Genomic DNA, 11,060 nt, shown 5'->3' with positions numbered 1-11,060 from the left:
GGGCAGACGGTTTTGGTTGTCATTTTGCTCCCATGCGGCCTCAGCGGGAGCTTCTTTTTGTCCCGGGTTGGACGGTTCGGCACTCGGTGCCGGAATGCGCACCCGGAGTTTTCCGCTCCGCGCGAAGATCACAGCAACGCGGTGCTCGGCGTCACATGACGTTGGTCAACCACGGCCGCGCCACGCCGGAAACGGCAAGCAGCCTGACTTTTCCTCTTTCTCGCCGCTTGATTACCGGTAAGAATCCAGAAGTGCCTTAAATACTTTGCCGGAGCGCTCGATCTGCCTGATCGGCACGCTGTAGGACAGCCGGAAATGTCCGCCTCGTCCGAAGCCGCTTCCCGGCACAATCAGAAGGCGATGCTCCTGCACCGCTTTCAGGCAGAACTCGACGTCGTCGGCAATCGGTGTCTTCGGGAAGATGAAGAAGCCTCCCTGCGGCACGGTGAATTCATAACCGGCCTCCTGCAGCACGCCGACCATAAGATCGCGCCGCTTGCGGTATTCCTGCTGCTCGACGGCGAGCGTATCCATACGCGTAATGACACGCTGCATCATAACCGGCGCGTTGACAAATCCGAGCGTGCGGTTGCTGAAAACGAACGCCTGGGCGAGCAGCTGCGCATCGTCTGCCGAAGCGTCTACCGCGACGTAACCGAGACGCTCTCCGGCGATTCCGAGGTCTTTGCTGAACGAGCTGACGAGAATCGTACGCCCGTATGCCGCAAACGGGTTCGGCGGAACCGCGTCGTAGACCAGTTGGCTGTACGGATCGTCGTACACCATGTAGATCAGGCCGCCGTGTTTTTTCTCGCCCTCGGCGAGTACTTTTCCCAATTCGTTCAAATTGTCCTGCGTAAGAAGCGTGCCGGTCGGATTGCCCGGCGTGTTGATAATGATCGCGCGTGTTTTCTCCGTGATCGCCCCGGCCACACGTTCCGTATCGACGCTGAAATCGTCCGCGAGGGGAACATGAACCGCCACGCCGCCGTGATTGTCGGCATAGTAGTCGTATTCCACGAAGTAAGGCGTCAGCAGAATCACTTCATCGCCCGGATTCAGGATGCTTTTCAGGACCACGTTCAGCCCTCCGCCCGCTCCGACCGTCATGACGATATGTTCGGGCTTGACGCTGCCTCCGTAACGGCCGTTAAGATAATCCGCCACTTTCTGTCTTGCCGAAGGCAGCCCCTGGTTCGGAATGTACTGGTGCTTGCCCAGCTCGCCGCTGTTTACCGTATCGGCCAGTGCTTTCAGGAAAGCCTCGGGCGGCTCGACTACCGGATTTCCGAGCGAGAAATCGTACACTTCGTCGGCTCCGTAAATGTCGATCAGCCGCTTCCCTTCATCGAAGAGTTTGCGGATCCAGGAGCCTTTTTCAAGCTGGCCTGCGAGTTTTTCGGAAATTGCGCCTTTCGCTGGAGATGTCATAGCGTTGCTCCTTTAAACCATTTTATTTTTGTAAACGAAAAGAAGATTTAATCTCCCGATGGTGCCGTTTCATCCTCCGGCCTGTTAAGCAGGTCTTCAAGGAGTGTCAGCAGCTTGCTGTTCTCCTCCTCCGTGCCTATGCTGATCCGGATTTTGTCCTCAAGCAGCGGGGAATCGAAATGCCGGATGTACACGTGCCGCTCCGCGAGCCACTCCGTAATCCTTCTTGCGGATAATCCCGATCCGGCCGGAGGCGTGCAGAGCAGGAAGTTCGTCTCCGAATCGGGAACGGCAAAACCGAGGCTGCGGAGACTGCCGCCCAAGCTGCCTCTGGACGCGCGGATACGGCCGACGGTTTCGTCGAAATAGGACCGGTCCCTCAGCGCGGCGGCCGCGATTGTTTGCGTAAGCATACTTACATTGTAGGAATCTTTGCATTTGTCGAGCGCCTCGATCAGAGCCTCGTCCGCAAACGCATAGCCGAAGCGAATTCCGCAAAGCGAATACGATTTAGATAACGTGCGCAGAATCAGCAGGTTCGGACAGGAGCCGATCAGCCTCAAGGCGCTCGCTTCTCCGTCGGCAAAATCGATATAAGCTTCATCTACGATCAGAAGCCCTTTGTATCGGCCGGCAAGCTCTTCAATCACATCCACGGACACTAGCAATCCCGTAGGGGCATTGGGATTTACGAGAATGATGGCCTGGGAAGGAACGGTGAGCAGAGCTTCCGTATCGATGCTGAAATCATCCCGGGTCGGTACGAATTCGCAGTGCACCCGGTGGATGTCCGCCGCGGTCCGGTAGAGCGAATAGGTCGGATACGGCAGGGCGATGGTGCTTCCCTCCTCCAGGAACGCTTTGAACAGGAGAGAAATGATCTCATCGGAACCGTTGCCGCAGAACACCTGATTGCGGTTTACCCCGTAAATCTCCGCCAGCACTTCCCTTACGGGCTCGGCCGTCGCATTGGGATAGCGCCTCAGCAAAGCGTAATCGAAACCTGCCAGCGCTTTCCTCACATCGGGTGAGGGCGGATAAGGATTTTCGTTTGAGTTGAGCTTGATGACCTGCTGCTCCGCTTCCGGCTGAAAGCCGGGTATGTAGGGAGCCATACTGCGAATGTGGGCTTTGGCGTACAAGAAACCTGCCTCCTTTGCTCCTGGCGATCTCCGATAAAATTTCTTTTAATCAGTATAACGCAATTTCCCGGAGATTCTAGCAAAAAAATATAGACCGGAGCCGTTCTGCAAGAATCCCCGGCTTTGTCTCTTTTCTCTATCATAAACGTTCACGGAACTTCATAGACTTTACCAAAGGGACCCTAATAAAACCGCACAGAAGTCCAAAAAAGAAAGAAGGGAATCAGGTGACGGGCTTTGTCACTTCCGCGATACTCAATTTTTTCGTAGCTTTCGGCGTCGTTATGGGAGGAAGCATGCTGGCGGGAATCGGCTCGGTTCTGTCGCTCCAGCCCCCGACCTATAAGATGCTGCTTATCGCCGAGAACATTAAAATTTGGGCGATGGTCGCCGCAATCGGAGGCACGATCGACCCCATCCGGATGATCCAGGACAACTTTCAGGACGGGCAGCTTTCTCCCGCTTTCAAGCAAATTCTGCTGATCATCAGCGCCTATATCGGGGCGCATACGGGCACATCGCTCATCCAGATGATCTGCAAGGGGGGCGGGCAGTCTTGAAAATGCCCAGCTTCGATCGTTACCCCCGCTTCCTCGCGGGTATCGGGCTTTTTTTAGCGGGGGGGATTGTGGGCAGCGCCGTGTTTCTAAGCTTGTATCATCATACCTACAACGTGCTTGTGATCGAGAACTGGAACCTAAAAAAAGAAAACAACGGACTTCAACTGGATATCGAAACGCTGAACAAATTCAAAAACAAACAAGGACTAATCACGCGTGTGACCGTCCATTTGTACAATGATATTCAGCATCCGCTGGAAAGCCATGTTCAGAAAGCGCTGGAGGACCGGGTCAAAAGGGATCTGAAAATCGTCGAAGGGCAGAAGCTGGGGGAAATCCGGGATTCGCCCCAATTGTACGAACGCCTTATCGCGAACAAAACGTATTACGGCGTAATCGATAAAGACTACATCGTCAATGTCAAAGCGATGGCGCTCGTACAATCGGAGCTGACCGTGTGGATTACGGCGGACGAACCGAAGAAGCAAGCTCTTCCCGACAAAGGAACGATCGTGCCGGATCACGACGCCTTTAACGGCTCTTACTAGCCTTTCCTATTAAAATAGGCAGGACAGGCTGCAAACGGGCGTTACAGCTCGAAACGGGCCAGAGCGATCTCCCGGAAAGCCTCTTTATTCGCGGAAGCGGCCGGAATTTCGGCAAACAGCTCGTCCGCATGGTGCAGATACAAGTTCTGAATCGTACGCGTGTATTCGATACAGCCGGAGTCCACGACATACTGGACGCACTGCGGCTTATGTTTTAAAAATTGAGGCTGGTCGATTTCACCGTTGTAATACTGCCGGATAACCGGGAATTCCGTGTCTTCCTCGTCCAGCAGGAACAGGACCGGAATGGTTTTCTTCTTCTGCACGAGATCGTTCTTGTAGTCGAAGCGGAGCAGATCGCTCAAATCGTTGTCGAGCTGAGCCATCAATCCCATGTAGACGGCCAGACGGTTCAGCTTGCCGACGGTATCTTCATCGGCGTTCGCATCCGTGCAGGCGTAGCCCATGTACAGAGCCAGTTGAACCAGCGTTCCGGATTTGCGCTGAACCATTCCCACATAGTCTTCTTCCGTCTGCACGGCATTCGTCACGTCCAGGTGCTGGCCGTTAATCGCCTCCGTAATAAATTCGCATACTTTGGCGGGATCGGGCAGAGGGGCGGCCGGGTATTGGCGGCGCAAGGCTCCGAGTTCGGAGACGGACGCCGTCACGAGTCCCGTGTATACGTTCAGCGCCTGCTCCTGCGGCACGGTCATCCACGGCTTCTCCGTATTGTCCTGATCCTGGATATCGTCCATGATATCCAGCGCAAGCAGCATAAGCTCGGTCAATGCGGCGGCCCGGTGAATGGCCGGATTGCTTCCGCCGAGCAGATCGTGAACACTCCAGGTGAGTTCCCCCCAGATGGAATGCTCTTCTTTCTTGTCCGCCACGCTTTTTAACAGCAATTCTTTCAAGGAAGGTACGGTAAAATAAGTTTCAATGAGATCCTGAATATCGCTCCAAACTTCAGCCTTCATACTGCACCGCCTTTTAGGGATTGGTCAACGCTTGATTTGTAAAAACTTCTCGATAGCCTGAGCCCGGGATTTCACCCCGAACTTGTCGTAGATCTTGCGCACGTAGTTATCCACCGACCGCTTGCTCATATGAATCTCGTCGGCAATCTGCTCATTGGTGGCGCCTTTGACGATCTGGTTCATGATGTTGATTTCCTCGTCGGTCAGACTCGACAAATCATCGTCCGGGTGGCTGAGCCTCATCTGATGCAGGAGGGAGATCGGAATGACGGACTGCCCTTCCTTCAAGGCCCGCATCATGTTGCGGATCTGGTCCTCGCTCGAGTCTTTGGACATGATGCCGCAAACGCCGAGCTCCAGAAGATTGTTCAGAATCGGCATATAATCGATGCCCGTGAAAATCACGATCTGAACGTCCTTGTTCAATTCCCTCATCTTGACCGCGACTTCCATGCCCGTTAAATCCGGAAGGTGAAAATCGAGAAAAATGATGGAAGGATTGAGCTCCACCATCATTTCGACGCCCATTTCCCCGGTCGTCGCGACGCCGACCACTTGAATATTCTCCTCCTGCTCCAGAATAAACTTTGTGCCGTAAGCCATGGCGGGGTGGTCATCAACTATTAGGATATGTTGTATTTTGTTCATGTCGGTATGCCTTCCTTTATAGGGATCTGAATTCTGACTTCAACGCCTTTACCCGTCATGGATTCCATTGTGAACTGTCCGTTTAAATGCAGGACCCGGCCTTTCATCTGCTCCAGGCCCATACCGGAACGGCCGACCGTCTTGCCTGACGACGAATTCGGTTTAAATCCGATACCATCGTCTTCATAGTGAATACTAACTTCGTTCCCGCTTGCGACAAGCCGGATGAAAAGCCTGCTGGCCTGCGAATGTTTCTTCGCATTTGTAATCAATTCTTGAATGACGCGGAAAATATGACGTTTCGCCTCATAATCGAGATTCTCCATCGCCGTCGTCTTTCCTTCCGTCACGAACTGAATTTCGTAATCGCCGAGACTCGACTCGGTATCCACGAGGTTCTGCAGCGCCCGGACAAGCCCGATATTTTTAAGCAGATAAGGGTTCAGCTCGAAGCAGCACTGCCGCAAATTCATATTGATCAGTTCCAGGTGATTCAAAATATCTTTAAGCTGCCGGTGTTCATCGGGATTAAGCATCTGCTTCTGAAGATTTTTCAATTTCCGTTGAACGAAGAAAATATCCTGCATCGTCGTATCGTGCAGATCGGTCGCGATTCGCGTCCGTTCCTTCTCCTGAAGGTCGAACATCGTTTTGCGGAACCAGACATATTCCTCGCTGCCTTCCTGGTTGGGAAGCTCAGAGGCCAGCTCCAGCAGCTTCATGTTCAGCTTGCGGATCAGATACAAGTTCTCCAGGCTGACGGATAAATACGAGATAATGAGGCTCAGCCATTCGGTCTCTTCCCGGTTCATGAACGTGTTCGTTTTTTTCTTCGTCATGACTAGAAAGGAGATATACTCTTCATGCCCTTTGATGAACGTCCGCGTATAATCGGAATCAAACCAGTCGTTTCCCATGACCCGGCGTCGTACTTCCTTCTCGTCAATGCTGCCTTCACTGATAATTTCCAGATTTCCATCCGCGTATTGGATCACGATCGCTCCCCCTAGCACCTGCAAGGTATCCACGATATCAACCAGGATAATGTCTCTCAACTCACGAAAATTTGTAATTCCGCCAAGATCGTTCGCGATCTTTTTCAGCGCCTGCTGCAGGTAATATTTCCTGGGAAACATAATCTTCTCAAGCCTGGTGGCGAAATATTCGAGAGAATAGGTGACGAAAGTAAGCACGATTAAGGTCGTCAAGAAGCTGATGACCAAATGCTTGAGACTTGCATCCTTCTGGAAAATGAAGTAATTGACAATTACCAATACCCCACTGGGCAGAGTGGAAATAAAGGCCGTGTAGTAGATTCTCCTCAATATAATTTCGAGATCATACAGCTGCTTGGACATCATCAAATAACCGAAAACAACCGGAAAGATCATCACAAACCACCCGCTGTAATATGAAAACGCAAGCTCTTGTTTAAGAATTAACCTTGGCAGGAAAGTAAGAAAGACCAACGGAAAAAATGAACAGGTGAGAGCAATTACAACCGTCTTAATCACCGTAAACAAATAATCATTCGTTTTTCGGTACTTAATGTACAAGTATGCCAGCAGCGCCAGATTCAGTGTAAATCCCAAGATGAAAATAAAAATGGTTCCGTAATAAACTTCGGAATAAAATTCAAATTCGGCAGAGGGCAGAAACATCACTGCCTGTATCCCGGTAAAAATAATCAGTCCTACATAAACATATTTCATAAAATAGGTCGGCAAGCTGAAGCTTGATCTCTCTTTAAAAAACATAATAAGAAAGTGAAGAAACACAAAAGGGAGAGCAGCGACCAGGGTCATAGTCACTCCTTTAGCCAGAATGTCCGCCCGTGTCGAGGCGCCTATGGCCATAAAAATCAGCGCAATATTTGCAAATACTACGGAAAGCATGGAAGCCGATACTGAATTTGCTATTCGAGTATATAAGAAATAAGCAAACAAAAAAGCGAAGATTTCTCCGATCAATGAAAGAATATCAATCGTCATCGACGTGGAGTATTCCTTCAGAGAAAACTCCATGGTTTGACCGTCTCTTTGAATAGTGATTTTGTCCGCTTGTTCTATACTGTGATATTTTTGCACAGTCGCATGTTCCGACGGATCTTTACCATCAATGGAAATTACAATATCGTTAGTTTTAAAACCAACCTTATCGCCGATGCTTATTTTCTCTAATCCTGCTATGTACCATTGCCCTGCCGCATTCTGATCCGCCAGTATTCCTAAGTAAGGATATCGGTAAGCTACTTTAAAAAAAGCAACCTGCAGGAAAACGATTACTAATAATAGCAAGATGACCCATTTCTTTTTGTAATTCATTAAAATCACCTTTTCTATTTCCAGTTTTTATTGTAGTATAGGTAATAAGTTATATATCCTGAACAAAGCGAGGTGTCTGTCATGCAAACGGCAGTACTATGGTCCCGCGAACTGAAACAAGCTGTCAAAGAAGCAGTTGGTTCCAAATCCGCATCCGCATCCTCCGAATCTCTAACTAAGATGGAAGTGAATTCCTTACAGAAAGCTTTGGCAAGCGAAAAACCAGAAGTAAGATATATTATGTGGTAAACCTATCCACATCATAGCAAAAAACAAAAAGATTGCCTATCAGCTCACTGCTGATAGGCAATCTTTTTTATGGTTCGTATGCACTAGACTGCATATATGCGCAAGCTTGATTGCGTACTTGTTCACGGAACAGGGCTGATTGCACCACCGAACACGCTTTTAAGACATCTGTTCCCGGGTACGTCTTTAATCCAAGACCTAGTTTTTTCCATTATTATCCTTCTTTTCTTGCGCATCAGTGAAAATTATTTTGCATCCTTGCGAAACAAAATTGCGCTGATTCTGTAAGGTTTTAAAGATAATATAAAAGTATACATTTTTATCCATAGACCAGAACTTAGGAGTGTTATTTATGACCCAGTACCAATTCGATAACTTTTTTGAAGATCTTCTCAAAGATACGCTGATCGAAAAGTTCGAAACTGTGGAAGTACCACGGCTGCAGCTGGAATCCTCCTGGGAGAAACTGCAGCAAAAATTAGAGATCAGCAACTAACCCGTGTTGTGTCTTCTTTAATGATTAGATATCTATTCGACAGAAAGAATTAAATCCCTTTTTTACTCTTGACAGCCGGTTGCCCTTAGAGGCCCCGGCTTCGTTGCTTTTTCCAAGAAAAATCGGTACAGTTAAGGCAAAACAATCTGTAGGGGGCTTTCCGTACATGTTAGAAACGGTTCAAATCGTACTGTCTACGCTTATTTTTATTACCCTGCTCTTCTCGGTCGTCTTCAGCTTCCGCTCCCGCCGGAAAACCGATCCAAAGCAAAGAGGCACCAACGCCGCGCTGATGAATATCAGCATGGGGCTGATGCTTATTCTTATTGCCGTGACGCAGCTGTTCTTCCTCTCGGACACGCCGGTGCGCCGAATATTCGGGACGGTCTGCCTGCTGCTCGGACTGTTTAACCTGTTTGCGGGAATCCGCAATTATACGTATTTCTCCCGTATGTCCCGCTGATCAGACGCCGTCGATAAACTGGGCCGTCAACATCGCCCGGCACACCAAAGTGCCCGCATGGTAAATCTGCACATCGATTTTGCCGAATTTACGGCTCACTTCCAGAATGTTGGGCCGGATCTGGATCTCGCTTTCGATCTGCACCGGTTTGATAAAGTAGGTCGACATGTTATCCATCACGAGGTCCCCCTTCTTGACGGTCTGCACGACGCGGTACGCCGCTTCCGTCATGAGAGTGGTCAGGACCCCTTCCGAAACCGTCCCCAGGTGATTCGTCATCTGGGGCGTTATCGTTCCGCGGAACACCACGTTCCCTTGTTCGTCCCGGAACTCCTCGAATCTTCCCCAAATAAGATCCTCGAACGTCTCCCCGTTCTGCGGCTGTTTCTGGATATACTGCATCGCCTTGAGCACGTCATTGCGGTTGATCACGCCGAGCATTTTGCGGTTGCCGTCCACGACCGGCAGCAGCTCGATCCCTTCCCATACCATCATATGGGCGGCGGAAGCGACGGAGGTCTGCGGGCTGACCGTCAGAGGATTCCGCGTCATCAGGCGGTCGACGGTCTGGCCGGCATCGGCGCCCAGCATATCTTTGGGGGCCACAAGTCCGATAACGCGGTTCCACTCGTCCGTGACGGGAAACCGACTGTGCCCCGTCTCTTCGACCAGCGCGCGCCATTCCTTGACCGAGCTGTTCGCTTTCAAAGCGAAAACATGCGGGTTCGTCGTCAAGATATCCTCGACGAGCAGAATTTTTTTCTTGATCAGCCGGTCGTAAATGGCGCGGTTAATCATCGAAGCCACAGTGAAGGAGTCATAGCTGCTCGATATGATGGGAAGCTCCAGCTTATCCGCCAGCTTCGTCATCTCGGGGCTCGTATGGAAACCGCCCGTAATCAGAACACCCGACCCCTGCTCCAGAGCCAACCTGTGCACTTCCTCCCGGTTGCCCACGATAAGAAGCGAGCCCGCCTCCACATACCGCATCATCGCATCGAGTTCCATGGCCCCGATCACAAACTTGTGCAGCGTCTTCTCCAGACCGTTCATGCCGCCGAGCACTTCGCCGTCCACGATGTTCACGACTTCTTCAAAGGTCAGCTTATCGATATTGCGGCGTTCCCGCTTGCCGACCCTGACCGTGCCGACTCTTTCCTTCGTGGAAACGAGGCCCTGATTCTCCGCTTCTTTAATAGCGCGGTAAGCGGTGCCTTCGCTCACTTCGAGCTGATCCGCAATTTTACGGACGCTGATCTTGCTTCCGATCTTCAGGCTCTCGATATGGCGGAGAATCTGTTCGTGCTTCGTTAACGACTCTGTTCCCGTTTCGTCCAACTGTACTACCCCCGTCCGATTCACTGTATTAGTCTGTTAAGTTTATTATAGACGAAGAAAAACCAAACGAAAAGCGCGGAAAGCGCCGTCCGTCTGGTTTTTCTTCGCTGCCTGTATCATCTCCGCGTGTTCACGGGACTTACGGTGTCCGGTGTGTCAGCGGTGTTTGCGGCGCCCGCCGGATACTTTACTTGCGCAGGTCCAGCATTTTCTTGCCCTGCAGCCGCTGCTCCATCCGCCAGCGCTTCATCCGCTTGACGCGGACGATTTCCTGCCGGGTCTCCTCATCGACACCGAGCAGTTCGTGCAGATGAGCCGCGATGATAAGCAGGGCGAAACAGATCCAAAGCGCGCCGAACACCGTCGGCAGGGTAAAGCCTCCCCCAATATCAAGCTGCGGTACGGAGTACAGCAGCATTCCAAGCGCGAGGCTCATAAAAATCACGTTTTTGAATCCTTTCACGACTGTTCACGCTCCCCCTGAAGTGACGGCATCCCGCCTACGAGCCTCTGCCCGCAGCAGCTTGAAGGACATGCCGCCCTGTACTACATCCTATGACAGGCTCAGGAGCTTTATGAGTACGTTTTATACGGCGGATTTAGCGGTTGTACTGGCGTTCTTCGTTCCGTTCTTGCTGTTCATAAGTTTCGAGTGGAGAAAACGTCCGAACTTGGTATAGTCCCGGAGTCTCCGATCCAGATCCCGGTTGTGCTGTTCCATTTCTTTTTCCAGATAATACGGTTGCGGATACATGCGTCAAACCCCTTTCTTTGTGTGAAGCGGCCGGCTATCTTCGATTATAGATGGAATAAGAGGAACAAAAAGAGTATAATTACCTTTAATATTTTCCCCTTTTTTGCAACTATAAGGAGACCGGACT

General features: G+C 50.8%; 12 protein-coding genes. 4 read left to right on the top strand and 8 right to left on the bottom strand.

Going from position 1 to position 11,060, the window contains the following annotated elements:
* Positions 1 to 231 precede the first annotated feature (231 nt).
* The gene (locus KVT34_RS16035) at positions 232 to 1,431 is read right to left on the bottom strand and encodes a pyridoxal phosphate-dependent aminotransferase (RefSeq protein ID WP_217559819.1); all 1,200 of its coding nucleotides are present in this window, start codon (positions 1,429 to 1,431) and stop codon (positions 232 to 234) included.
* Positions 1,432 to 1,478: 47 nt separating this feature from the next.
* Complete coding sequence (hisC, locus tag KVT34_RS16030; protein ID WP_217559817.1) at positions 1,479 to 2,573, bottom strand: histidinol-phosphate transaminase; 1,095 nt, start codon at positions 2,571 to 2,573, stop codon at positions 1,479 to 1,481.
* Positions 2,574 to 2,800: 227 nt separating this feature from the next.
* On the opposite strand from hisC, the gene KVT34_RS16025 reads away from it, so the two are divergent.
* Both KVT34_RS16025 and KVT34_RS16020 read left to right on the top strand, forming a co-directional pair.
* Complete coding sequence (locus KVT34_RS16025; protein WP_217559816.1) at positions 2,801 to 3,133, top strand: YtrH family sporulation protein; 333 nt, start codon at positions 2,801 to 2,803, stop codon at positions 3,131 to 3,133.
* A gap of 2 nt (positions 3,134 to 3,135) precedes the next feature.
* On the top strand, positions 3,136 to 3,681 hold the full coding sequence (locus KVT34_RS16020; protein WP_241688885.1) for a sporulation membrane protein YtrI: 546 nt from the start codon (positions 3,136 to 3,138) through the stop codon (positions 3,679 to 3,681).
* Between the two features lie 41 nt (positions 3,682 to 3,722).
* Here the strand turns inward: KVT34_RS16020 and KVT34_RS16015 are convergent, their stop codons facing one another.
* Genes KVT34_RS16015 through KVT34_RS16005 form a run of 3 tightly spaced genes read right to left on the bottom strand, consistent with a single transcriptional unit; the run spans position 3,723 to position 6,700 of the window.
* A complete protein-coding gene (locus tag KVT34_RS16015) occupies positions 3,723 to 4,661 on the bottom strand; it encodes a polyprenyl synthetase family protein (protein WP_217559815.1) in 939 nt (312 codons plus the stop codon).
* A 24-nt stretch (positions 4,662 to 4,685) separates the two neighbouring features.
* The gene (locus KVT34_RS16010) at positions 4,686 to 5,309 is read right to left on the bottom strand and encodes a response regulator (protein ID WP_042228946.1); all 624 of its coding nucleotides are present in this window, start codon (positions 5,307 to 5,309) and stop codon (positions 4,686 to 4,688) included.
* Positions 5,306 to 6,700, bottom strand: a complete 1,395-nt coding sequence (locus KVT34_RS16005) for a sensor histidine kinase (protein WP_217559814.1) — start codon at positions 6,698 to 6,700, stop codon at positions 5,306 to 5,308. Before KVT34_RS16005 ends, KVT34_RS16010 begins: the two co-directional genes overlap by 4 nt.
* 1,534 nt (positions 6,701 to 8,234) lie before the next feature.
* On the opposite strand from KVT34_RS16005, the gene KVT34_RS16000 reads away from it, so the two are divergent.
* Complete coding sequence (locus KVT34_RS16000) at positions 8,235 to 8,378, top strand: hypothetical protein (RefSeq protein WP_009674608.1); 144 nt, start codon at positions 8,235 to 8,237, stop codon at positions 8,376 to 8,378.
* Positions 8,379 to 8,544: 166 nt separating this feature from the next.
* On the top strand, positions 8,545 to 8,841 hold the full coding sequence (locus KVT34_RS15995) for a YtpI family protein (protein ID WP_217559813.1): 297 nt from the start codon (positions 8,545 to 8,547) through the stop codon (positions 8,839 to 8,841).
* On the opposite strand, the gene KVT34_RS15990 is transcribed toward KVT34_RS15995, so the two are convergent.
* From KVT34_RS15990 to KVT34_RS15980, 3 genes are all read right to left on the bottom strand, one after another.
* Positions 8,842 to 10,179, bottom strand: a complete 1,338-nt coding sequence (locus KVT34_RS15990; protein ID WP_009674567.1) for a DRTGG domain-containing protein — start codon at positions 10,177 to 10,179, stop codon at positions 8,842 to 8,844.
* Between the two features lie 187 nt (positions 10,180 to 10,366).
* Entirely contained in the window at positions 10,367 to 10,642 is a 276-nt protein-coding gene (locus KVT34_RS15985) for a hypothetical protein (protein WP_217559812.1), read from the bottom strand.
* Between the two features lie 123 nt (positions 10,643 to 10,765).
* Positions 10,766 to 10,933 (bottom strand): hypothetical protein, encoded by a 168-nt coding sequence (locus KVT34_RS15980; RefSeq protein WP_217559811.1) that lies wholly within the window; start codon positions 10,931 to 10,933, stop codon positions 10,766 to 10,768.
* Between the last annotated feature and the right edge of the window lie 127 nt (positions 10,934 to 11,060).

It is taken from the genome of Paenibacillus sp. GbtcB18, assembly GCF_019091125.1.
GTDB classification, from domain to species: Bacteria; Bacillota; Bacilli; order Paenibacillales; family NBRC-103111; genus Paenibacillus_F; species Paenibacillus_F chitinolyticus.
This window is presented reverse-complemented; position numbering and strand designations above follow the sequence as displayed.